Origin of the sequence: Streptomyces sp. Qhu_M48, assembly GCF_051305195.1 — a bacterium.
In the GTDB taxonomy this organism is placed as follows: Bacteria; Actinomycetota; Actinomycetes; order Streptomycetales; family Streptomycetaceae; genus Streptomyces.
The window spans coordinates 7,596,650-7,619,984 of record NZ_CP195432.1 but is presented as its reverse complement, the minus strand read 5'-3'; the positions used below and the strand labels follow the sequence as shown (position 1 = coordinate 7,619,984).

Genomic DNA, 23,335 nt, shown 5'->3' with positions numbered 1-23,335 from the left:
CGTCCACACTGGACGTGTGACCATAGGTGGACTCACACCTGCACAGCGTGACTCTGCACGGCACCGACACCACGAGGCATACAGATCCGTGAACTTCACCCGTTGGAGCGCCCGGCTCCCCGGCACACAGCGCCGCGCGGCGCGGGGGACCGAAGGCTCCGTGCCCGCCGCCCGCGGTGAGTACGCGCGGCAGCTGGGGCACCTCATCAACGAGGCCGCCGAGGCCGCCGACACCGAGGCCGCCGACGTCCCCGCCCTGGAGGACTTCCCCGTGCGGGAGCTCCTCGGCCGGCTCCCCGGCCTGGTCGCGCTCGTGTACGGCCCGGAGCACCGCATCGCGTACGTCAACGACGCCTACGCCGCCGCCTTCGGCCCGCGCCCCGCCGGCGCCACCGTCGCCGACACCTGCCCCGAGGCGGAGGAACTCGGCCTGCTGCCCCTCATGGACCAGGTGCTGCGCAGCGGCAAGCCCCGGACGGTCAAGTCCCGTCGCACCCAGGACGGCGGCTCGTACACGGTCACGTGCCTGCCCGTGGACAGTCCCCACCTCGACGGCGGCGGAGTCCTCGTCCACGCCGCCGACGTCACGGACCACGCGGAGGCCGCCGAGCGGCTGCGGTCCAGCGAGCGCCGCCACCGCGAGACCGCCGTCACCCTCCAGCGCTCCCTGCTCCCGCAGGACCTGGAGCAGCCCGACGACCTGCGGATCGCCGCCACCTACCAGCCCGGCGGCACCGACGCGGCCGTCGGCGGCGACTGGTACGACGTGATCACCCTCGGCGCGGGGCGCACCGCGCTCGTCATCGGCGACGTGATGGGCCGGGGCGTGCGCGCCGCCGCCGTCATGGGCCAGCTCCGCACCGCCGTCCGGGCCTACGCCCGCCTGGACCTGCCCCCGCACGAGGTGCTCCAGCTCCTCGACGGACTCGCCGCCGAGATCGACGCCAGCCAGATCGCCACCTGTGTGTACGCGATCCACGACCCCAGCGAGGGCAGGCTGGTCTACGCCTCCGCGGGCCACCTCCCGATCCTCGTACGGGACGAGGACGGCAGCGTCCGGCAGGCCGAGGACCCGACGGGACCGCCGCTCGGCACCGGCGGCTGGCTGCACGCCTCCGGGTCGATCGCCCTGCCGCCGGGCTCCACCGCCGTCCTCTACACCGACGGCCTGGTCGAGCGGCGCCGCGAGGACATCGACGAGGGCGTGGCCGCCCTCGCCCGCGCGCTCTCCGGCGCGAGCGGCACCCCGCAGGTGGTCTGCGACCGGCTGCTGCGCTCCCTGGGAGTCACCGCCGAGCACGACGACGACGTGGCCGTCCTCGTCGTGCAGCACCCCTCCCGCAAGGGAGCGGACGCGGAGCTCTTCCACAACGCGGCCCTGGAACTCCTCGGCGGCGTCGAGGCCGCTCCCCGCGCGCGTGCCTTCGCCTCCGGAGTCCTGTCCTCCTGGCGCTTCCCGGTCGAACTGCGCGACCTGGGCGTCCTCGCCACCAGCGAGCTGGTGGCGAACTCCCTCCAGCACGGCACCCCGCCGATGCGGCTGCGCCTGCGCCGCACCGACCGTCGTCTGATCATCGAGGTCACGGACGGGGACGACCACCTGCCGCGCCGCCGCAGGGCGGAGACGGAGGACGAGGCGGGTCGCGGAATCTCGATCATCGCGACGATCGCCTCGTCCTGGGGGAGCCGCCGCACACCGGGCGGCGGCAAGGCGGTCTGGTGCGAGTTCGCCCTGCCGGACCAGGCGGACCAGCCGGCCTAGGCGGCCGCGGTCTCGCGCACCGGCTCGTGCCGGGCGACCACCTTCGACGGCCGGTGGGCCAGGGAGGGCTGGTTCTGCTCCGGGGTCAGCTGCTTCCCGAGCCGCACCGCGAGGAAGGTGATGCCGAGCGAGAAGAGCACGAAGGTCACGATGTACGGACCGTGCAGCGCGGCCCCCATGGGCCCGCCCACGGCCGGACCGACAGCCAGCGCCAACTGCTTGACCAGCGCGAAGGCCGAGTTGTACTGCCCGACCATCGACTCCGGCGCCAGATCGGCGACCAGCGGCGCCACGGTCGGCGACAGCATCGCCTCACCCAGCCCGAAGAGGGCGTACGTGGAGACGAAGGCCGCCGTCGCCATGGCCTGGCTGCCGTGCCCGAGGCCCGCGTACCCGGCGATGAGCCAGGCCAGGGTCCAGATCAGACCGACGGCCGCGATCACCCGGGACCGCTTGCGGCGCTCGACGAACTTCAGCACCAGGAACTGGGCGGCCACGATCACCGCGGTGTTGGCGGCGAGGGCCATGCCGAGCGTCGACGGCTCGATGCCGGCGGCCTCCGTGCCGTACGCGGCGAGACCCGACTCGAACTGTCCGTAGCAGGCGAAGAAGAGGACGAAGCCGAGGACGCAGAGCTGCACCATCGCCTTGTGCCCGAGCAGCGCCCGGAGGCCGCCGCCCTTACCGCCCTCGGAGGGACGGGCGCCCTGGAACGCGGGAGAGCCGGGCATCCGCACGGTCCCGACGATCGCCGCCAGGACGAGGAACATCGCCGCCTCGATCGAGAACAGCAGGATGAAGCTGCCCGGACGGCTCGTGTCGACCAGCAGACCGCCGATCAGACCACCGACACCGAGGCCGAGGTTCTGCAGGAAGAACTGCATGGCGAAGGCCCGCGTGCGGCCCACCGGCGTCGAGCACCAGACGATCATCGTGGCGAGGGCCGGCTGGAGCACGGCCGTACCGGCACCGAGCAGCACCGCGGCCCCCACGGCCGTGGGCACGCTGGAGGCGAAGCCCATCGCCACCGCGCCCACGGCGGCGACGACCGAGGCCACGAGCAGCACCGGCACGGGCCCGCGCCGGTCGATGGCCCGACCGCTGAAGGGCAGCACCACGAGAGCGGCCATGGCGAAGACGGCGAGAACGATGCCCGCCGTCGCCGCGCCCAGATCCCGCACCTGCGCCACGTACACATAGAGGTACGGCACGGTGAAGCCGAGTCCGAACGCGCTCAGCGCGCTGCCTGCCTGAATCCGGCGCATCGCCGCGCCCCTCGCCTTGGTCACACTCACCCACTTCGATCGCAGATTCAGAGGTGTACCCCTGAGCCTTGAAGACTTAACTACTAAAGTTAACGTGTTAACAGTACACATCGAAGGACTTCAACGCCAACGAGACCCGTGGGATACTCGCCTGCATGTCCGACAACCCCGAGCGGTCCGGCCCGCAGGCTCCCCAGGAGCCGAGCCTCGACGAGCAGATCGCCGCCTACCAGCGCGAGTTCCGCGACCTCGACCCCCAGGTCGAGAAGGTCGTCTCCGCCCTCGGCCGGCTGAACCGCCGAATGAACGTGGCGTACGGACGCCAGCTCGCCGACCTCGGCATCAGCAACGCCGAGTGGGAGGTCCTCAAGACCCTCGTCCTCGCCGGCGAGCCCTACCGGCTGGGCCCCGGCGAGCTCGCCAAGCGCCTCGGCCTCACCCCGGCCGCGATGACCCATCGGATCGACCGCATGGCGGGCGAGGGCCTGGTCACCCGCGACCGCGACGAGAACAACCGGGTCCGTGTGATCGTCGAGCTCACCGACGAGGGCCGCTCGAAGTGGCTGGAGGCCATGCGCATGGCCACCGACTTCGAGGAGGAGCTCCTCCAGGACCTCACCTCGGACGAGAGGGGTGTCCTCGGCGAGATCCTCATCCGCCTCCTCCGTCGTGTGGAGCTCACCCAGCCGGACGCCGGCGGCCGCCTGACGGACCTCGACTGAGACCACCGGAGGGGGGTTGACACCCCCCTGCCGGATGCGTAGTGTTCTCCGAGTTGTCACAGAGCCGGAACGGTTCTTCGACAACCACTCCGCCGCTGATAGCGGCACCTCTACTCAGAACGATCTCCCCACCGGGAAGAATTTCGGCATGCCGAAATTCATTTCGAATGGCTCGATTATGAGCCGCCGGGGAAATCCGCTAGAGTTCGAGACGTCGGAACGGCCCAACAGCCGGAAAGACAAACCCCGCTGACTGGGAATCAGACGCCGAAAGGATCTGATAGAGTCGGAACCGCCGGAAGGGCCCGGAGCGAAAGCGAATGGGACCGGAAAGCACCGAGGAAATCGGATCGGAAAGATCTGATAAAGTCGGAAACGCAAGACCGAAGGGAAGCCCGGAGGAAAGCCCGAGAGGGTGAGTACAAAGGAAGCGTCCGTTCCTTGAGAACTCAACAGCGTGCCAAAAATCAACGCCAGATTAGTTGATACCCCGTCCATCTTCGGATGGCGAGGTTCCTTTGAAAGTCCTGCCGGCCCTTGTGGCGGGTAGGCAACATACACAGCGAGGACGCTGTGGACAGTCGGCCTTATTCCGGTCTGACTGTCCCGCTCAACGCGAGTGTCACCCGATTACGGGTAAACATTCACGGAGAGTTTGATCCTGGCTCAGGACGAACGCTGGCGGCGTGCTTAACACATGCAAGTCGAACGATGAAGCCCTTCGGGGTGGATTAGTGGCGAACGGGTGAGTAACACGTGGGCAATCTGCCCTTCACTCTGGGACAAGCCCTGGAAACGGGGTCTAATACCGGATAACACCGGCTTCCGCATGGGAGCTGGTTAAAAGCTCCGGCGGTGAAGGATGAGCCCGCGGCCTATCAGCTTGTTGGTGGGGTAATGGCCTACCAAGGCGACGACGGGTAGCCGGCCTGAGAGGGCGACCGGCCACACTGGGACTGAGACACGGCCCAGACTCCTACGGGAGGCAGCAGTGGGGAATATTGCACAATGGGCGAAAGCCTGATGCAGCGACGCCGCGTGAGGGATGACGGCCTTCGGGTTGTAAACCTCTTTCAGCAGGGAAGAAGCGAAAGTGACGGTACCTGCAGAAGAAGCGCCGGCTAACTACGTGCCAGCAGCCGCGGTAATACGTAGGGCGCAAGCGTTGTCCGGAATTATTGGGCGTAAAGAGCTCGTAGGCGGCTTGTCACGTCGGGTGTGAAAGCCCGGGGCTTAACCCCGGGTCTGCATCCGATACGGGCAGGCTAGAGTGTGGTAGGGGAGATCGGAATTCCTGGTGTAGCGGTGAAATGCGCAGATATCAGGAGGAACACCGGTGGCGAAGGCGGATCTCTGGGCCATTACTGACGCTGAGGAGCGAAAGCGTGGGGAGCGAACAGGATTAGATACCCTGGTAGTCCACGCCGTAAACGTTGGGAACTAGGTGTTGGCGACATTCCACGTCGTCGGTGCCGCAGCTAACGCATTAAGTTCCCCGCCTGGGGAGTACGGCCGCAAGGCTAAAACTCAAAGGAATTGACGGGGGCCCGCACAAGCAGCGGAGCATGTGGCTTAATTCGACGCAACGCGAAGAACCTTACCAAGGCTTGACATATACCGGAAAGCATTAGAGATAGTGCCCCCCTTGTGGTCGGTATACAGGTGGTGCATGGCTGTCGTCAGCTCGTGTCGTGAGATGTTGGGTTAAGTCCCGCAACGAGCGCAACCCTTGTCCTGTGTTGCCAGCATGCCCTTCGGGGTGATGGGGACTCACAGGAGACCGCCGGGGTCAACTCGGAGGAAGGTGGGGACGACGTCAAGTCATCATGCCCCTTATGTCTTGGGCTGCACACGTGCTACAATGGCCGGTACAAAGAGCTGCGATGCCGTGAGGCGGAGCGAATCTCAAAAAGCCGGTCTCAGTTCGGATTGGGGTCTGCAACTCGACCCCATGAAGTCGGAGTTGCTAGTAATCGCAGATCAGCATTGCTGCGGTGAATACGTTCCCGGGCCTTGTACACACCGCCCGTCACGTCACGAAAGTCGGTAACACCCGAAGCCGGTGGCCCAACCCCTTGTGGGAGGGAGCTGTCGAAGGTGGGACTGGCGATTGGGACGAAGTCGTAACAAGGTAGCCGTACCGGAAGGTGCGGCTGGATCACCTCCTTTCTAAGGAGCACAGTACCGATTGCAGGCAAATGTTCTGCACGGTCAGCTCATGGGTGGAACGTTGATTAGTTGGCACAGTCAGTCTCTTCGGAGGCCGTGAGTACTGCTTCGGCGTGGAAAACGGTTTTGAGGATACGGGCTGTGCTTGGCACGTTGTTGGGTGTCTGAGGGTACGGCCGTAAGGTTTGTATCTTCGCGATGCCGGCCCCAGTGAACTCACCTGTTATGCGGGTGGGGTGATGGGTGGCTGGTCGTTGCTTGAGAACTACACAGTGGACGCGAGCATCTGTGGCCAAGTTTTTAAGGGCGCACGGTGGATGCCTTGGCACCAGGAACCGATGAAGGACGTGGGAGGCCACGATAGTCCCCGGGGAGCCGTCAACCAGGCTTTGATCCGGGGGTTTCCGAATGGGGAAACCCGGCAGTCGTCATGGGCTGTCACCCATGCCTGAACACATAGGGCATGTGGAGGGAACGAGGGGAAGTGAAACATCTCAGTACCCTCAGGAAGAGAAAACAACCGTGATTCCGGGAGTAGTGGCGAGCGAAACCGGATGAGGCCAAACCGTATGCGTGTGATACCCGGCAGGGGTTGCGCATGCGGGGTTGTGGGATCTCTCTTTCACAGTCTGCCGGCTGTGAGACGAGTCAGAAACCGTTGATGTAGGCGAAGGACATGCGAAAGGTCCGGCGTAGAGGGTAAGACCCCCGTAGCTGAAACATTAACGGCTCGTTTGAGAGACACCCAAGTAGCACGGGGCCCGAGAAATCCCGTGTGAATCTGGCGGGACCACCCGCTAAGCCTAAATATTCCCTGGTGACCGATAGCGGATAGTACCGTGAGGGAATGGTGAAAAGTACCGCGGGAGCGGAGTGAAATAGTACCTGAAACCGTGTGCCTACAAGCCGTGGGAGCGTCGCTCATTGAGTTTACTCAGTGGGTCGTGACTGCGTGCCTTTTGAAGAATGAGCCTGCGAGTTTGCGGTGCGTTGCGAGGTTAACCCGTGTGGGGAAGCCGTAGCGAAAGCGAGTCCGAATAGGGCGATTCAGTAGCGCGCTCAAGACCCGAAGCGGAGTGATCTAGCCATGGGCAGGTTGAAGCGGAGGTAAGACTTCGTGGAGGACCGAACCCACCAGGGTTGAAAACCTGGGGGATGACCTGTGGTTAGGGGTGAAAGGCCAATCAAACTCCGTGATAGCTGGTTCTCCCCGAAATGCATTTAGGTGCAGCGTCGTGTGTTTCTTGCCGGAGGTAGAGCACTGGATAGGCGATGGGCCCTACCGGGTTACTGACCTTAGCCAAACTCCGAATGCCGGTAAGTGAGAGCACGGCAGTGAGACTGTGGGGGATAAGCTCCATGGTCGAGAGGGAAACAGCCCAGAGCATCGACTAAGGCCCCTAAGCGTACGCTAAGTGGGAAAGGATGTGGAGTCGCAGAGACAACCAGGAGGTTGGCTTAGAAGCAGCCACCCTTGAAAGAGTGCGTAATAGCTCACTGGTCAAGTGATTCCGCGCCGACAATGTAGCGGGGCTCAAGCGTACCGCCGAAGTCGTGTCATTGCAGTACATACCCCCAACGGGGACTGTGATGGGTAGGGGAGCGTCGTGTGCCGGGTGAAGCAGCCGCGGAAGCGAGTTGTGGACGGTTCACGAGTGAGAATGCAGGCATGAGTAGCGATACACACGTGAGAAACGTGTGCGCCGATTGACTAAGGGTTCCTGGGTCAAGCTGATCTGCCCAGGGTAAGTCGGGACCTAAGGCGAGGCCGACAGGCGTAGTCGATGGACAACCGGTTGATATTCCGGTACCCGCTTTGAAACGCCCAGTATCGAGCCCATTAATGCTAAGGCCGTGAAGCCGTTCCGGACCCTTCGGGGAAAGGAAAGTGGTGGAGCCGCTGACCCAAGGTGGTAGTAGGTAAGCGATGGGGTGACGCAGGAAGGTAGTCCAGCCCGGGCGGTGGTAGTCCCGGGGTAAGGGTGTAGGGCGTTGTCCAGGTAAATCCGGACAGCACATAGCCTGAGACCTGATGCCGAGCCGATTGTGGTGAAGTGGATGATCCTATGCTGTCGAGAAAAGCCTCTAGCGAGTTTCATGGCGGCCCGTACCCTAAACCGACTCAGGTGGTCAGGTAGAGAATACCGAGGCGTTCGGGTGAACTATGGTTAAGGAACTCGGCAAAATGCCCCCGTAACTTCGGGAGAAGGGGGGCCACGTCTGGTGATGAGTCTTGCACTCTGAGCTGGGGGTGGCCGCAGAGACCAGCGAGAAGCGACTGTTTACTAAAAACACAGGTCCGTGCGAAGCCGTAAGGCGATGTATACGGACTGACGCCTGCCCGGTGCTGGAACGTTAAGGGGACCGGTTAGTGACCTTTCGGGGTTGCGAAGCTGAGAACTTAAGCGCCAGTAAACGGCGGTGGTAACTATAACCATCCTAAGGTAGCGAAATTCCTTGTCGGGTAAGTTCCGACCTGCACGAATGGCGTAACGACTTCTCGACTGTCTCAACCATAGGCCCGGTGAAATTGCACTACGAGTAAAGATGCTCGTTTCGCGCAGCAGGACGGAAAGACCCCGGGACCTTTACTACAGTTTGATATTGGTGTTCGGTTCGGCTTGTGTAGGATAGGTGGGAGACTTTGAAGCCGTGACGCCAGTCATGGTGGAGTCGCCGTTGAAATACCACTCTGGTCGTGCTGGATGTCTAACCTCGGTCCGTGATCCGGATCAGGGACAGTGTCTGATGGGTAGTTTAACTGGGGCGGTTGCCTCCCAAAGGGTAACGGAGGCGCCCAAAGGTTCCCTCAGCCTGGTTGGCAATCAGGTGTTGAGTGTAAGTGCACAAGGGAGCTTGACTGTGAGACCGACGGGTCGAGCAGGGACGAAAGTCGGGACTAGTGATCCGGCGGTGGCTTGTGGAAGCGCCGTCGCTCAACGGATAAAAGGTACCCCGGGGATAACAGGCTGATCTTCCCCAAGAGTCCATATCGACGGGATGGTTTGGCACCTCGATGTCGGCTCGTCGCATCCTGGGGCTGGAGTCGGTCCCAAGGGTTGGGCTGTTCGCCCATTAAAGCGGTACGCGAGCTGGGTTTAGAACGTCGTGAGACAGTTCGGTCCCTATCCGCTGCGCGCGTAGGAATATTGAGAAGGGCTGTCCCTAGTACGAGAGGACCGGGACGGACGAACCTCTGGTGTGCCAGTTGTCCTGCCAAGGGCATGGCTGGTTGGCTACGTTCGGGAGGGATAACCGCTGAAAGCATCTAAGCGGGAAGCCTGCTTCGAGATGAGTATTCCCACCTCCTTGAGAGGGTAAGGCTCCCAGTAGACGACTGGGTTGATAGGCCGGATGTGGAAGCCCAGTAATGGGTGGAGCTGACCGGTACTAATAGGCCGAGGGCTTGTCCTCAGTTGCTCGCGTCCACTGTGTTAGTTCTGAAGTAACGAACTGTGCCGATTTCCGGTTGGTTAACTTCATAGAGTTTCGGTGGTCATAGCGTTAGGGAAACGCCCGGTTACATTCCGAACCCGGAAGCTAAGCCTTTCAGCGCCGATGGTACTGCAGGGGGGACCCTGTGGGAGAGTAGGACGCCGCCGAACAATCATTGTGGGAAAGCCCCGCACCTTATGGTGCGGGGCTTTTCTGCGTTTACGGGCCCTTTCAGGCCGGCGTGACGAGCTGGGTGTCGTACGCCAGGATCACCGCCTGGACGCGGTCACGGGCGCCCGTCTTCGCGAGGATGCGGCCGACGTGGGTCTTCACCGTCGATTCCGCGAGATGGAGGCGCTCGGCGATCTCGGTGTTCGTCCAGCCCTGGCCGATGACCGTGAGGATCTCGCGTTCCCGTTCCGTGAGGGAGGCGAGGCGCGGGTTCTCCGGGGTGGGACCGGTCGTGGGGGCGGCGGGAAGATGGTGGATGTAGGCGTCCAGGAGCCGGCGGGTGAGGCTCGGGGCGACGACCGCGTCGCCGCTCGCGACCGCGCGGATGCCGGCGAGGAGTTCCTCCGGCTGGGCGTCCTTCACCAGGAAGCCGCTGGCGCCGGCACGGAGACCGTCGTACGCGTACTCGTCGAGGTCGAAGGTCGTGACGATCAGGATCCGGGTGCGGTCGCCGGTGGCGACGATGCGGCGGGTGGCCTCGATGCCGTCGAGGCCTGGCATCCGGATGTCCATCAGGACGACGTCGGGGTGGTGCCGGTCGACCAGCCGGATCGCCTCGGTGCCGTTCGAGGCCTCGCCGACGACGGTCATGTCGTCCTGGCTCTCCAACAGCATGCGGAAGCCGAAGCGCTGCATGGCCTGGTCGTCCGCGATGAGAACGGTCGTCACGAGGGGGAGCCCTCCTGGGGGAGTCGGAGTCTGACGCGCCAGCCGCCGGTCGGCAGCGGGCCGGTCACGAGTGTGCCGTCGTAGAGGGCCGCGCGCTCGCGCATTCCGGTAAGTCCCTGGCCCTGGCCGGACGGTGGGGGCGGTGCGGTGGCGGGGCCCGTGTCCGTGATCTCCACCCTGACCTCCTGGGGGGTGTGGGTGAGGAGCACGGTCGCCCTCGCTCCCCCGCCGGCGTGCTTCAGGGTGTTCGTCAGGGCTTCCTGGATCACCCGGTACACCGTCAGCTGGGCGCCCGGGGTGAGGGCTGGAGCGGGGGAGGCGCTGTCCTGGTCGAACCGCACGGGCAGACCTGCCTTGCGTACCCCGGTGATGAGGGTGTCGAGGTCGGCCAGGGTGGGCTGGGGGTCGCGGGCCGCCTCCTGCTCGTCGTCGCGGAGGACGCCGAGGAGGCGGCGGAGCTCGGCGAGGGCCTCGCGGCTCGTCGTACCGATGGCGTCGAGGGCCTGGGTGGCTCGCTCGGGGTTCTTCGCCGCCGCGTAGCGTCCGCCGTCCGCCAGGCCCGTGATGACCGAGAGGTTGTGGCCGATGATGTCGTGCATCTCGCGGGCGATCCGGGTGCGTTCGGCCGCCGCCGCGAGGCGGACCTCCTGGTCGCGCTCGACCTCCAGGCGGCGGGCCCGGTCGACGAGCGCCGCCGTGTGGTCCTTGCGGGAGCGGACCGCGATGCCGAGGAGGGCGACGAGCGCGTACGCCCACAGGGTGGGGACGACGTGCTGGTCCCAGCTTCCCCGGGGGAAGCGGACCGCCCCCGTCAGGAGCGGCGGCAGGAGCAGGGCGAAGGCCCACAGGAGGGTGCGGGGCGGGCGGACGAGCGCGATCTGGAAGAGCGGGATCAGCTGGAGGTACCCGGCCTGGAGGAAGGCGCCCGAGGCGGCGCTGACGAGTGCCGCGCAGGCCATCACGGTGAGGACGGCCACAGGCTGCCGACGGCGCCGGTACAGCGGCAGGGTGAGGGCGAGACTGAGGGTGACCACGAGCCAGGCCGGGACGGACGGGTCGGGGGCGGTGTTCCGCCAGCCGCCGGACGCGTCCACGAGGGCCGCCGCCGTCCAGAGGAGTGTCACCGTGGCGTCCCACAGCCAGGGGCGGCGGGCGTCGAACGCCCGCGCCCGTGCCAGGAGTCGCTGGATGGTGCGGCTGAGGCCCGTCGTCGCGGTCGCTTCCGTGGTCACCTGGTCATCATCCTCATACGTCCCGGCGCCTGAGCAGCAGGGCGGGGACGGCGAGGGCCGCGGCCGCCCACAGGACCAGGGCGAGCAGGGCGGCGCCGGGGGAGGCGGCGCCCGGCAGGGGAGCCGCGGAGCCGAGGACGCCGGCCGCCTGGGTGGGGAAGTACCGGACGACCGTGTCCATCGCCTCGTACGGCAGCATCCCGAGGATCTCGGGAACGATCAGCACGCCGCCGACGAAGGCGCCGATCGCGCCCGGTACGGATCGGAGCGCGGCTCCGAGGCCGAGGGCGATCAGGCCGAGGAGGGTGATGCCGGCGGCGTTGCCCGCGAGGGCGGCGAGGACGCCGTCGTCGGTGAGGGAGGCGGCCTGGTCGGTGTCGGAGAGGAAGGCCTGGGCGGTGAGGAAGGTCAGCAGGTTGGTGAGGAAGGTGAGTGCGAGGACCGCGGTGGTGAAGACGGTCGCCTTGGCCCACAGGACGGGCAGGCGGCGGGGGACCGTGGTGAGGGAGGCGCGGATCATGCCGGTCGCGTACTCGCCCGCCGTGACCAGGATGCCGAGGACGGCGAGGGCGATGCCGCCGAGCTGGCTGCCGTAGAGGCTGAGGACGACGGTGTCGACGTCGGAGTCGCCCCCGTCGGAGGTGTAGGTGGCGCCCATGAGGATGCCGACGCCGAGGACGACCGCGGTGGAGGTGAGGACCGTGATCCAGGTGGAGCGGACGGTCCACAGCTTGTGCCACTCCGAGCGGAGTACGCCTGCGTGGGTCAGGGCCGGGGCGGTGGGGGCGGGAGGGGTGAGGGCCGAGGTGGTCATGCGGAGGCTCCCTGGTATTCGACGGAGTCGTGGGTGAGGGCCATGAACGCCTGCTCCAAGGAGGCTGCCCGCGGCGTCAGTTCGTGGAGGGGGAGGCCGTGGGCGGCGGCCGTGCGGCCGATCTCCGGTGCGTCCGGGCCGGTGACGAGGAGGGTGTCGGGGGCCTCCACCGTGATCCCGGCGCCGGGGAGGAGGTTCCGCAGCCGGTCCGCCTCCGGGGTGACGACCTTGACGGTGGCGCCGCCCGAGGTGCGGACGAGTTCGTCGACGGTGGTGTCGGCGAGGAGCCGGCCCTTGCCGATGACGATCAGGTGGTCGGCGGTGAGGGCCATCTCGCCCATGAGGTGGGAGGAGACGAGGACGGTACGGCCCTCGGCGGCCAGGGACCTGAGGAGGGTGCGGATCCACAGCACGCCCTCGGGGTCGAGGCCGTTGACGGGCTCGTCGAGGACGACGGTGGCCGGGTCGCCGAGGAGGGCGGCGGCGATCCCGAGGCGCTGGCCCATGCCGAGGGAGAAGCCCTTCACGCGCTTGCGGGCGACGTGAGTGAGGCCGGTGAGGGCGAGGACCCGCTCCACCCGGGCGCGGGGGATGCCGTGGGTGTGGGCGAGGGCCATCAGGTGGTGGTGGGCGGAGCGGCCGGGGTGCACGGAGCGGGCTTCGAGGAGGGCGCCGACGCGGGTGAGCGGGGCGGTGTGCCGGGCGAAGGGGAGGCCGTCGACGGTGGCGTGGCCGCGGGTGGGGGCGTCGAGGCCGAGGATCATGCGGAGGGTGGTGGATTTCCCGGCGCCGTTGGGGCCGAGGAAGCCGGTGACGGCGCCGGGGCGGACGGTGAAGCTGAGGTCGTGGACGACGGTGGTGTCCCCGTACCGCTTGGTGAGGTTCTCTGCTCGGATCATGCTGTCGACGTTAGGGAGTCGGGGGAGGCCGGACGTCGGGCCGGGGGTGGGAGGTGGGGCGCCGGTGTAGTACCGGGGTACGACGTGGGGCGCCGAGCGGGATTATTCGTTGTCGGTGGAACGGGCACCGGCAAGGATGGGCGGCATGGACCTATCGATTCGTGCCATCCGTTCCGACGAGTGGGAGAAGGCCCGGGAGCTGCGGCTCACGGCCCTGCTGGACCCGGTCGCGCACCTTGCCTTCCTGGATACCCACGAGGCCGCTGCCGCGCGGCCGGACTCCTTCTGGCAGGAGCGGACGGTGGGGGCGTCGGAGGACGGGCCCGGCGCCGCGCGCCAGTTCGTCGCGGAGGCGCCGGACGGGCGGTGGCTCGGCACGGTGACGGTACTCGTGGAGCGGGCCGGGACCGAGTCGCTCTTCGGGGACGTCCCGGAGGTGGAACAGACGCATGTCGTCGGGGTGTTCGTCCGGGGCGAGGCGCGGGGCTCGGGGGCCGTCGACGCGTTGTTCGAGGCGGCGGCGGAGTGGTCCTGGTCGCTGGAGGAGCCGCGGATCGAGCGGGCGCGGCTGTACGTCCACGCGGAGAACACCCGGGCCCAGGCGGCGTACCGGCGGCTCGGGTTCGTGGCGACCGGTGCGCGGGTCGCGCTGCACGGCAGCGAGGAAGCGAACGAGCTGGAGCACGCACTGCCTCGGCCGGCGTGAGGAGCGCCCCCGTCAGGGGGGTCAGCGGCTGAGGGAGTTCTCCGGCCAGCGGGACCTGGCCTGTTCGCGGGAGCGCATCAGGGCCAGGGTCGGGAGGCCCTGGGAGTGGCCGGTGGCGAGGAGCTCCGGGAGCTGGGGGAGCGGGGCCACGGCGGCGACGTCGTCGAGGACGAGTGTCATTGGTGGGTCGAGCCGACCGTCGGATGACCGTGCGGCCATGCGGCGGCCGTGCTCGACCACGTCTGCGGCGAGCGCCGTCAGGAGCGGCATCGCGCCGGGGTGGGTGCGGGGATCCTCGATCGGCTCCCCCACCACGTAGAGGGTGCCCCCTTCGGGCAGGAATGATGCCAGCGCGAGCGAATCAGTTCGATTCGGTGTGCAGGCCTCGCGGATGTGGACCGAGGAGAGCGAGGCGAGCGCACGGGCCGTCAGTTCCTGGGCCAGGCGGCGGCTTTCGGGGTGGGCGGTGAGGGCCGATTCGAGGAGTCCCGCGTGGCCGGAGGCGGCCTTGGGGTGGCTGCGGAGGATCCGTACGGGTTCGTGGGCGCCGGCGCCCTGGGCCCAGCGGTGGACCTGGCGGAAGGGGCGGCCGTCGACGGCGGCGGCGTGCAGCCAGCAGCGCAGGAGTGTGTCGGCGGTGTCCGCGGTGGCCGCGTCGAGGCGGGAGTGCGGGCGTACGGGGGCGAGGAGGGCGACGGCTCGCTCCGTGGCCACGGCCGGGTCCTCGCAGCCTTCGGACGGCGACCAGTGGAGGCGTCCGGGGGTGTCGCACAGGTGGCCGGGGTCGTAGACGAGGACCGGGCCGAGCTTGCCGCGCGCGTCCTTGGTGGTGGACCAGACGGTGGGGTCGGAGGTGACGACCAGGACCGGGCCCTCGGCGTCCCGGATCGCCTGGACCGCGGCGGGGTGGCGGGCTTCCGGGGGGCCGTAGCGGGTGCGGGTCGCCGGGGCCGGCACGGCCGGGGTGGGGGCGGGCGTGGTGGGTGTCTGTGCGGGTGCGTGGGGGGCGGGGACGACCGGTGCCGCCGGGGGCGCCGGTACCGCGGGGACGACCGTCGTGGGGGCCGGGGGCGTCTCCGTACGGGGCGGGGTCACCGGGGCCGCCTCGGCCGGGGCAGGCGGGGGCGGGTCCTTCCGTACCGGGGCGGCGGGGGCGTGGTCGTACGTGCCGGTCCTCCTGCCCGCCCTGACCGCTCGCCAGCGGGCGATCGTGCCCAGTGCGAAGACCGCGAGGACGAGCAGGATCATCGCCTCACCGATCAGCAGGCCCCAGAAGAGCCCGTACCCCGACAGCTGGGCCGGCGGGGTGGCGGGCCAGGCCGCCGCGAGGTCCGTCGGGGCCGTCACCAGGGAACGCAGGGCCGACGGCGTGCCCGTGTAGGCGACGCCCTGCGGCCAGGCGCCGTGGGCGAGGAGACCGGCCAGACCGGTCGCCGTCCACACCAGGACCGTGAGACAGAGGAGGAGGCCGAACAGGCTGAGCAGCAGCCCGTCGGAGACTCCTCCCCCCTTCCGTGCCGAGTCCATCTACGCCACCGTCGACTGCGACGTGCCGTTCATCTGCTGCTCGACGAGGATCGCCCGCTGTTCCCTCTCCCACTCCAGCTCCGGGTCGATGACCGAGGCCTCGGTCATGGCGCGGTCGGTGTAGACGAGGGGGCGTTCCCGTTCGGTGATGAGGTGTTTGACCACCTGCACGTTGCCGTTGACGTCCCAGACCGCGATGCCGGGGGTGAGGGTCGGGATGATCTCCACCGCCCAGCGTGGCAGGCCGAGGACCCGGCCCGTGGCGCGTGCCTCGTCGGCCTTCTGGGCGTAGATGGTCCGGGTGGAGGCCATCTTGAGGATCGCCGCGGCCTCCTTGGCCGCCGCTCCGTCGACGACGTCCGAGAGGTGGTGGACGACGGCGACGAAGGACAGGCCGAGGCGGCGTCCGAACTTGAGCAGCCGCTGGAACAGCTGGGCCACGAACGGGCTGTTGATGATGTGCCAGGCCTCCTCGACGAGGAAGATGCGCTTCTTCCGGTCGGGGCGGATCCAGGTGTGCTCCAGCCAGACGCCGACGATCGCCATGAGGATCGGCATGGCGATGGAGTTGCGGTCGATGTGGGAGAGGTCGAAGACGATCAGGGGCGCGTCGAGGTCGATGCCGACGGTCGTCGGGCCGTCGAACATGCCCCGCAGGTCACCGTCGACCAGGCGGTCCAGGACGAGGGCGACGTCCAGGCCCCAGGCCCGTACGTCGTCTATGTCGACGTTCATCGCCTCCGCCGATTCGGGCTCGGGGTGGCGGAGCTGCTCGACGATGTCGGTGAGGATCGGCTGGCGCTCGGTGGTGTGGTCGGTCACGTAGGCGTGGGCGACCTTGAGGGCGAAGCCGGAGCGCTCGTCGAGGCTGTGGCCCATGGCCACCTCGATGATCGTGCGGAGCAGCGCGAGCTGGCCGGTGGTGGTGATCGAGGGGTCGAGGGGGTTGAGGCGGATGCCGGAGTCGTTGGCGACCATCGGGTCGAGCCGGATGGGAGTTATTCCCAGCTCCTGCGCGATGAGGTTCCATTCGCCGACGCCGTCCTCGCCCTGGGCGTCGAGGACGACGACCTGCCGGTCGCGGAAGCGGAGCTGGCGGAGCACGTACGTCTTCTCCAGGGCCGACTTGCCGTTTCCGGACTCGCCGAGGACCAGCCAGTGCGGGGCCGGGAGCTGCTGCCCGTACAGCTGGAAGGGGTCGTAGATGTAGCCCTTGCCGCTGTAGACCTCGCGGCCGATGATGACGCCGGAGTCGCCGAGACCGGGAGCGGCGGTCGGCAGGTAGACGGCCTGGGCCTGTCCGGTGGAGGTGCGGACGGGCAGACGGGTCGTCTCCACCTTCCCGAAGACGAAGGAGGTGAAGGCGTCGGTGAGGACGGACAGCGGATCTCGCATGGGTCTGTGCCCCTTCGGCCCTAGCGGCGGATGCCGGTCGCGAACGGCAAGGTGTTCACAAAGGCCCGGTGGTGCTCGCGGTCGCACCACTCCAGCTTCAGGTACGACTTGCCGGCGGAGGCCCTGATCGTGCGCTTGTCCCGGGCCAGGGCCTCGGGCGAACGCGACGACACCGTGATGTACCCGACGAGGTTCACCCCGGCCGCGCCGCTGGCGAGATCTTCACCCCGCTGGTCGAGCCGGCCGTGGGCGGCGATGTCCCGCGGGTCGACCGTGCGGTTCATCTTGGCGGCGCGGCTGGCGTCGGCCTCGTCGTTGGTCTTCTCGGTGAGCATCCGCTCGATGGCGACCTCGGTGGGCTCCAGGTCCATGGTCACGGCGACCGTACGGATCACGTCCGGGGTGTGGACGAGCAGCGGGGCGAGGAAGTTGACGCCGACCGGGGTCATCGGCCACTCCTTCACCCAGGCCGTGGCGTGGCACCAGGGGGCGCGGGTGGAGGACTCGCGGGTCTTCGCCTGGAGGTACGTCGGCTCCATCGCGTCCAGCTCGGCCGGCCAGGCGTTTCGCTTGGTCATGGCCTGGATGTGGTCGATGGGGTGGTCCGGGTCGTACATGGAGTGCACGAGGGAGGCGAGGCGGGACTGGCCGAGGGGCTGGCGGACGCGGATGTCGGCCTCGGCGAGACGGGCGCAGATGTCGGTGAGCTCGCGGGCCATGACGACGGCGAGGCCGGCGTCGCGGTCGAGCTTGCGGGCGCCGGAGGCGTGCCTGGCGGCGCGGGCCATGGCGTTGGCCTCGGCGGCGAGTTCGCGCGTGTAGTGCATGCAGGCCACGAGGTAGGCGCGGTGCTGCTCGCTGGAGGTGGAGACCATCGACTGGAGCTGTTCGTACGACTCCATGAGCCACGCGGGCGCGTGCGGGTCGCCGCGCTGGCCGACGTCCTTGGCGTGCGCGTCCGGGTCGGCGGGGAGGGTGCGGGCCAGCATCTGGAGTCGGGTCACGAAGCCGTCGCCGTTGGCGACGTGCTTCAGGAGGGTGCCGAACCGGTCGACCAGGGCCTCCTGGTCCTCGCTGTCGCGCAGGCCGACACCGGGGCCCTCGATCTCGATGGCGGCGGTGACCGTACGGCGGTCGGCGTGCAGGAGGACGGCGATCTCGTCCGGGCCGAAGGGGGCGGCGAGCCAGCCGACGCGGCCGATGCCGGGCGGCGGGCCGACCTCGACCTCGCGGCCGTCGAGGCGGGTGCCGGCCTCGGTGACGACGGAACGGTACGCCGTGCCGCGCTTGAGCATCCGCTTGTAGCTGCGGTTGATCTCGAACCACTTGTAGAAGGTGCGGTGCTTGTACGGGAGGTACACGGCGGCGATCGCGAGCATGGGCAGGCCCGCGAGGAGCGCGATCCGCAGGGGGAGGACGGGGACGAGGAGTCCGCTCATCATGCCGAGGAAGGCGCCGACGATGATCAGGGCGATCTCGCCGGTCTCGCGGTTCTTGCCGACGATCGCGTTCGGCCGGGCCCGGCCCACGAGATACGTACGGCGGGGCGCGACCGGCTGGGACTGGGTCGTCAACGCCCTGCACCTCCAGAGTTCTTGCGGTTGCTGTGCGGGGTGCCCGCGGTGGGGCTGCCGCTACGGGGAGCGGGCGGGGGAGTCGCGCCGCCGCTCCCGCCGCGGCTGCTGTGCGCGGCCATGCCGCCGGAGATCGGATTGGCGGGGCGGGCGGGCTGGGAGGACTGGCCGCCGCCGTCGCCGCGGGAGCTGTGCGTCTTGATGCCCTGGGAGACGAGGGAGGCGGGGGAGGAGATGACGGCCGCGGCCGTGTTCTCGCCCGCGCGGTGCAGGCGGTTGTTGCGGGAGGCGGCGATCTCGTCGCCGAAGCCGGGGACGAAGCGGTAGATCATCGCCGAGGCGAAGATCGCGAGCAGGATGATCGCGAGGCCGGAGACGACGGCGGAGAACGAGTCCGGGCCGGTGCCGGAGGAGAGCGCGCCGGCCAGGCCGAGGACGATGACGATGACCGGCTTGACCAGGATGACCGCGATCATGATGCCGGCCCAGCGGCGGACGTGGCCCCACATGTTCTTGTCGACGAGGCCGGAGTAGACGACGACGCCGAGGAGGGCGCCGACGTACAGCATGACGGCGCGGAGGAACAGCTCCAGATACAGCACGCCGGCGGCGAGGACGGTCACCAGCGACACGATGATCAGCATGATGGGGCCGCCACCGATGCTGTCGCCCTTCTGGAGGGCCTGCTTGAAGCTGCCGAAGAAGATGTCGGTCTGCTGGCCGGTGCCGGAGGCGATGACCTCGGTGACGGCGTCGGTGGCGTTGACGACGGTGTAGAGGATCAGCGGCGTGAAGGCGGAGGCGAGGACCGTCAGCCAGAGGAAACCGATGGCCTCGGAGAGGGCGGTGGCCAGCGGGACGCCGCGGATGGCCCGCTTCGCGACGGCGAGGAGCCAGAGGAGGAGCGTGAGGACGGTCGCGGCGGCGAAGACGATCGCGTACCGGCCGAGGAACTCCAGGTTGGTGAAGTCGACGTCGGCGGTCTCTTTGACGGCCTTGGAGAGGTAGTCGATGGTGGCCACGGCGGCGTCGGCGCAGCCGCGGGCGAGGGAGGAGAGGGGGTCGACCGCGGAGGTGGGGTCGGTGACGGGGGCTCCGCCGCCTCCGCCGGTCTGGCCCTTCTCGCAGAGTTCCCTGGCCTGCCCCACGATGAGTCCGCACGGGCTGTCGGTGGTGCTCGGGGACGGGGTGGGGGCCGTCGGCGTCGGGGTGGGCGCCGCCTGGGCGGTCGAGAGGGACAGGAAGGGCGCCGCGAGGAACGCGGTGAGGAGCGTGGCCGACGCGCGGCCCGCCAGGCTGCGGCTAGCGGGCATAGGTGAATCCTCCGTATCCCTCGACCGCCGCCGCGATCTCGTCGGCGACGGAGGCGCGGTTGTCGCCGTTGACCGGAGTGGGGCCCTCGGCCTGGGTGGACGACGTGATCCGCCAGTCGCCCCCGACCCAGGTGAGCTTCTGGGTGAGGGTGAACCAGGTGGACGTGACGGGCTTGGTCGAGCCGGCTCCGGCCAGACCGACGAGACCGGTGCACCAGACTTCGACCGTCGCGGAGGTGTCCGTGTAGTCGCGGACCTTGGCGCCGACCGGGACGGTGCGGGACACGAAGGTCAGACCGGAGGGCGCGGCGCCGTTCGCGTCGAGCCCGATGCTGGTCATGAAGCCGGCCGAGTAGGAGGTGTCCAGGCGCTTCAGGAGGTCGTCGGCGACGGCGGGGTCGTGGGTGGCGCGCACGATGCCCTCACGGGGGCCGTCCTGGAACATCTCGACCGACCCCAGCGCCACCGCGTAGTTCGTCGCCGCGCTCTGGGCGCCCTGGGCGTCGTGGGCGTAGCCGGTGGGGATCGCGCCGTTCTTGCCGGTGACCGGGGGGACGCCCGTCGCCGCCGTGGGGGCCGTCTTGCCGGGGGGGTCGGCGGTGGGGCCCGCCGTGTCCGTCGGGTCCGTGCCGCCGCGGTTGGCGAGGGCGATGGCCGCGACGAGGAGGACCACCACGCCCACGACCGTGATGAGGGAGCGGGAGCTGCGGGCGGGGCGGCGGGGGCCGCCGTGGACGTCGCCGCTGTTGCCTTCGGGCAGGCGGGTCCGGGTCTGGCCCGAGCCGCCCACGCCGCCGAAGCTGTCGTGCTCGTCACCGGGACTCATGCCGGGTACGCCCCCTCACTGGTTCGCGGTACGGGCAGTGCTGCAACGTGACTGGACATCAGGGAACGCAATCTCAGGAGGGCCGGGTCCGACGGGGTGTCAGACGGCCATCCCGTACACGATGGTGAACAGCGTCCCCAGGGAGCCGATGATGAAGACTCCGGTGAGGCCGGCCACGATCAGGCCCTTGCCCTGTTCCGCGCTGAACGTGTCGCGGAGGGCGGTCGCGCCGATGCGCTGTTTGGCCGCTCCCCAGATGGCGATGCCGAGGCAGAGCAGGATGGCCACGGCCATCACGACCTCGATCATGATCTTGGCCTCGGCGCCCAGGCTGCCGAAGGGGCCCCAGTTCGGGGCGATTCCACCGATGATGGTGGTGATGTCGCCCTTCTCTGCCGCCAGGTACATGTAACTCACCGCCCCTGTTGGGTAGTTAGTTGCCCCTGCCGGACGGCATGGGTCATCGCCCTATCTTCCCTGATGAAACCGCCCGCGTGTGACGGCTTGGCGGCTCTCTTTACCCGATCCCCGCACACTTGACCGGTCCGACCGTCTTGACCTGCGGTGGTGTGGCCGGTTTCCATGCGAAGAAGCGTATGGTCACTCTGTGTATCACGGAGAGTGACTCCGGGCAATGATCGTCGTTGTTGCACTCTTGGGGCGGCGTCGGCGGCGGGGTGCCGGGTGGGGTGTCGCGCAATCGGCCCCGCCGGGAGCTCCGGCGCCTAGACTTGGCCTCCGGGGCGTACTGCCATGAGCCGAGGGGTGGTTGACGGTGCGTAGGGCCGGCAAGGCGTGGCTGGTGGCCGGTGGGGCCTTCGGGGTCTGTCTGGGTTTCGTCGCACTGCTCGTGGTCGGTACGTACTCGGCGGCGGCGGGCCTGGCCGGCGGGGCGGGCAGCGGGAAGAACGGCACCGTGGCGCTGGCGAAGGGATCCGTTCCCGCGCTCTACCAGGGGCTGGTGCAGCGGTGGGGGAACCTCTGCCCCGCCATCAACCCGGCGTTGCTCGCCGCGCAGCTCTACCAGGAGAGCGGCTGGAACCCGCGGGCCGTCTCCCCCGCCGACGCCCGGGGCATCGCCCAGTTCATCCCCGGCACCTGGGCCAGTCACGGCGTGGACGGGGACGGGGACGGGGATCGGGACATCTGGGATCCGAAGGACGCGATCCCGTCGGCCGCCTCGTACGACTGCGAGATCGCCGGCTACGTGAAGGACGTGCCCGGGGACCCGACGAGCAACATGCTGGCGGCGTACAACGCGGGCGCGTACCGGGTGATCAAGCACGGCGGGGTGCCGCCGATCAGCGAGACGCAGAACTACGTGCGGATCATCCGGTCCCTGGAGAAGAGCTTCGCCCGGCCGGTGGGGCGTGTCGACCCCTCACGGCAGGCGGCGGGCGCGATCCACTTCGCGCAGGGGAAGCTGGGCACCCCTTACCTGTGGGGCGGTACGGGCACGGCCGCGCAGAACGGCCGGTTCGACTGCTCCGGGCTCACCCAGGCCGCGTACGAGACCGTCGGCGTCACGCTGCCGCGTGTCGCCAACGACCAGTACAACGCCGGGCCGCACCCGAGCAGGGACGAGCTGCTGCCGGGTGATCTCGTCTTCTTCTCGGACGACCTGACCAACTCCCGGGCCATCCGGCACGTCGGCATCTACGTGGGCGGCGGGTACATGATCGACGCGCCGCGTACCGGGGCGGTCATCCGTTTCAGCCGGATCGACAGCGCGGACTACTTCGGTGCGACCCGGGTCACGCAGGAGGGCGCGGCGGCGCTGCCGACCCATCTGCCGCAGGCGTGAGGTGAGGAGACGGACCGTCGGGTCGTCGGCGGGTACCTTCGGGGCGTACGGGACATGGCTGGAACTCTCCGTCATGCACAGGCCCTGAGCTGCGGTGAACCGTCACTCTTCGATAACGTCATCATGATCCACCGGAGAGATCGGAACGTGCGCCTCAGGCGGTTCGTTCCCTGATCCGACCGCTCTGACCACGGGGGTTGGAAGACACAGACACGAGAGCAAGGGGCCGCAGCAGATGGCTGGACTCGCATCGGACGGTTCGAACCCCGATGTCAGCCTGCTCTACGACATCAACGGGCTGGCCAAGGCCGCGCCGCCGTGGTTCGACCGCGTCATGGGGTTCGTCGGCGAGTACGGGATCATGCTCGCGATGGCGCTCGTCTGCCTGTGGTGCTGGTGGAGCGTCCGCCGTCGTGGCGCCCTCGTCGACTCCGTGTCGGCCGTCGCCGGGCTCGTCTGGGCCCCGCTGGCCGCCGGGATCGCGCTCCTCGTCAACATCCCCATCCGTGGCTTCGTCGAGCGCCCCAGACCCTTCAGGGACCACCAGGGGCTCGACGTCCTCGTCGACGGGAAGACCGACTTCTCCTTCGTGAGCGACCACGCCACCCTGGCGATGGCCCTGGGGGTCGGCGTCTTCGTCGCCCACCGCAGGTTCGGCCTCGCCGCCATCGGTCTCGCCCTCGCCGAGGGCTTCGCGCGCGTCTACATGGGCGTCCACTACCCGACCGACGTGATCGGCGGCTTCGCCCTCGGTACGGCGGTGGCGCTGCTCCTCGCCCCGCTGGCCCTCGCGTTGCTCACCCCGGTGGTCTCCGCCGTCGCCCGCTCGGGCCGCGGAGCCCGGCTCGTCCGCTCCCACCGTGCCGACGGGCCGCGGCGTCCGGAGGCGGTCGGCGTCCCCGAGCCCCACATCGGCGGCCCCGCCACCGGCACCGAGCGCAACGACCTCGCGGCCTAGCGGCCTTCCTCGGGGCCGGGCTCCGGCTCGCCCC

The 23,335-nt window shown here is 68.4% G+C and carries 16 protein-coding genes and 3 rRNA genes; 8 read left to right on the top strand and 11 right to left on the bottom strand.

All coding sequences use genetic code 11. The annotated features are described in order from the left end of the window. Window positions 1–88: 88 nt before the first annotated feature. Window positions 89–1,762, top strand: a complete 1,674-nt coding sequence (locus tag ACRRSS_RS34345) for an ATP-binding SpoIIE family protein phosphatase (RefSeq protein ID WP_435974884.1) — start codon at window positions 89–91, stop codon at window positions 1,760–1,762. On the opposite strand, the gene ACRRSS_RS34340 is transcribed toward ACRRSS_RS34345, so the two are convergent. Next, the gene (locus ACRRSS_RS34340; RefSeq protein WP_435974883.1) at window positions 1,759–3,027 is read right to left on the bottom strand and encodes an MFS transporter; all 1,269 of its coding nucleotides are present in this window, start codon (window positions 3,025–3,027) and stop codon (window positions 1,759–1,761) included. The two genes, ACRRSS_RS34345 and ACRRSS_RS34340, sit on opposite strands and share 4 nt — an antisense overlap. Window positions 3,028–3,182: 155 nt before the next feature. On the opposite strand from ACRRSS_RS34340, the gene ACRRSS_RS34335 reads away from it, so the two are divergent. The 4 genes from ACRRSS_RS34335 (at window position 3,183) to rrf (ending at window position 9,523) form a co-directional block, all read left to right on the top strand. Continuing rightward, on the top strand, window positions 3,183–3,749 hold the full coding sequence (locus tag ACRRSS_RS34335; RefSeq protein WP_030318311.1) for a MarR family winged helix-turn-helix transcriptional regulator: 567 nt from the start codon (window positions 3,183–3,185) through the stop codon (window positions 3,747–3,749). Between the two features lie 643 nt (window positions 3,750–4,392). Further along, window positions 4,393–5,918 (top strand): 16S ribosomal RNA (locus ACRRSS_RS34330). 290 nt (window positions 5,919–6,208) lie between these two features. After that, window positions 6,209–9,332 (top strand): 23S ribosomal RNA (locus tag ACRRSS_RS34325). 74 nt (window positions 9,333–9,406) lie between these two features. Then, window positions 9,407–9,523: ribosomal RNA gene (gene rrf, locus ACRRSS_RS34320) — 5S ribosomal RNA — on the top strand. The 16S, 23S and 5S rRNA genes sit together here, the layout of an rRNA operon. A 61-nt stretch (window positions 9,524–9,584) precedes the next feature. Here rrf and ACRRSS_RS34315 read toward each other — a convergent pair. Genes ACRRSS_RS34315 through ACRRSS_RS34300 form a run of 4 tightly spaced genes read right to left on the bottom strand, consistent with a single transcriptional unit; the run spans window position 9,585 to window position 13,198 of the window. Continuing rightward, window positions 9,585–10,253, bottom strand: coding sequence for a response regulator (locus ACRRSS_RS34315; RefSeq protein WP_435974882.1), 669 nt, complete (start codon window positions 10,251–10,253; stop codon window positions 9,585–9,587). Continuing rightward, on the bottom strand, window positions 10,250–11,485 hold the full coding sequence (locus ACRRSS_RS34310) for a sensor histidine kinase (RefSeq protein ID WP_435974881.1): 1,236 nt from the start codon (window positions 11,483–11,485) through the stop codon (window positions 10,250–10,252). The genes ACRRSS_RS34315 and ACRRSS_RS34310 overlap by 4 nt, the downstream gene beginning before the upstream one ends. Window positions 11,486–11,498: 13 nt before the next feature. Beyond that, window positions 11,499–12,299, bottom strand: a complete 801-nt coding sequence (locus tag ACRRSS_RS34305; protein WP_435974880.1) for an ABC transporter permease — start codon at window positions 12,297–12,299, stop codon at window positions 11,499–11,501. Next, complete coding sequence (locus ACRRSS_RS34300) at window positions 12,296–13,198, bottom strand: ABC transporter ATP-binding protein (RefSeq protein WP_435974879.1); 903 nt, start codon at window positions 13,196–13,198, stop codon at window positions 12,296–12,298. The genes ACRRSS_RS34305 and ACRRSS_RS34300 overlap by 4 nt, the downstream gene beginning before the upstream one ends. Window positions 13,199–13,343: 145 nt before the next feature. Here ACRRSS_RS34300 and ACRRSS_RS34295 point away from each other — a divergent pair, with 145 nt between their 5' ends. Beyond that, window positions 13,344–13,904, top strand: a complete 561-nt coding sequence (locus tag ACRRSS_RS34295; RefSeq protein WP_435974878.1) for a GNAT family N-acetyltransferase — start codon at window positions 13,344–13,346, stop codon at window positions 13,902–13,904. Between the two features lie 21 nt (window positions 13,905–13,925). Here the strand turns inward: ACRRSS_RS34295 and ACRRSS_RS34290 are convergent, their stop codons facing one another. The 6 genes from ACRRSS_RS34290 to ACRRSS_RS34265 form a co-directional block, all read right to left on the bottom strand. Beyond that, window positions 13,926–15,431, bottom strand: a complete 1,506-nt coding sequence (locus ACRRSS_RS34290) for a type IV secretory system conjugative DNA transfer family protein (RefSeq protein ID WP_435974877.1) — start codon at window positions 15,429–15,431, stop codon at window positions 13,926–13,928. After that, window positions 15,432–16,826, bottom strand: coding sequence for an ATP-binding protein (locus ACRRSS_RS34285; RefSeq protein WP_435974876.1), 1,395 nt, complete (start codon window positions 16,824–16,826; stop codon window positions 15,432–15,434). 20 nt (window positions 16,827–16,846) lie between these two features. Next, window positions 16,847–18,400, bottom strand: coding sequence for an SCO6880 family protein (locus tag ACRRSS_RS34280; RefSeq protein ID WP_435974875.1), 1,554 nt, complete (start codon window positions 18,398–18,400; stop codon window positions 16,847–16,849). Further along, on the bottom strand, window positions 18,397–19,713 hold the full coding sequence (locus ACRRSS_RS34275) for a hypothetical protein (protein WP_435974874.1): 1,317 nt from the start codon (window positions 19,711–19,713) through the stop codon (window positions 18,397–18,399). The genes ACRRSS_RS34280 and ACRRSS_RS34275 overlap by 4 nt, the downstream gene beginning before the upstream one ends. Next, window positions 19,703–20,539 carry a hypothetical protein gene (locus ACRRSS_RS34270; RefSeq protein WP_435974873.1) on the bottom strand — a complete coding sequence of 279 codons (837 nt, stop codon included), beginning with the start codon at window positions 20,537–20,539 and terminating at the stop codon, window positions 19,703–19,705. The genes ACRRSS_RS34275 and ACRRSS_RS34270 overlap by 11 nt, the downstream gene beginning before the upstream one ends. Before the next feature lie 99 nt (window positions 20,540–20,638). After that, window positions 20,639–20,947, bottom strand: a complete 309-nt coding sequence (locus tag ACRRSS_RS34265; protein WP_017242359.1) for a hypothetical protein — start codon at window positions 20,945–20,947, stop codon at window positions 20,639–20,641. A 367-nt stretch (window positions 20,948–21,314) separates the two neighbouring features. Here ACRRSS_RS34265 and ACRRSS_RS34260 point away from each other — a divergent pair, with 367 nt between their 5' ends. After that, window positions 21,315–22,343 (top strand): NlpC/P60 family protein, encoded by a 1,029-nt coding sequence (locus ACRRSS_RS34260; RefSeq protein WP_435975495.1) that lies wholly within the window; start codon window positions 21,315–21,317, stop codon window positions 22,341–22,343. A gap of 235 nt (window positions 22,344–22,578) precedes the next feature. Further along, complete coding sequence (locus ACRRSS_RS34255; RefSeq protein WP_435974872.1) at window positions 22,579–23,301, top strand: phosphatase PAP2 family protein; 723 nt, start codon at window positions 22,579–22,581, stop codon at window positions 23,299–23,301. Window positions 23,302–23,335 lie beyond the last annotated feature (34 nt).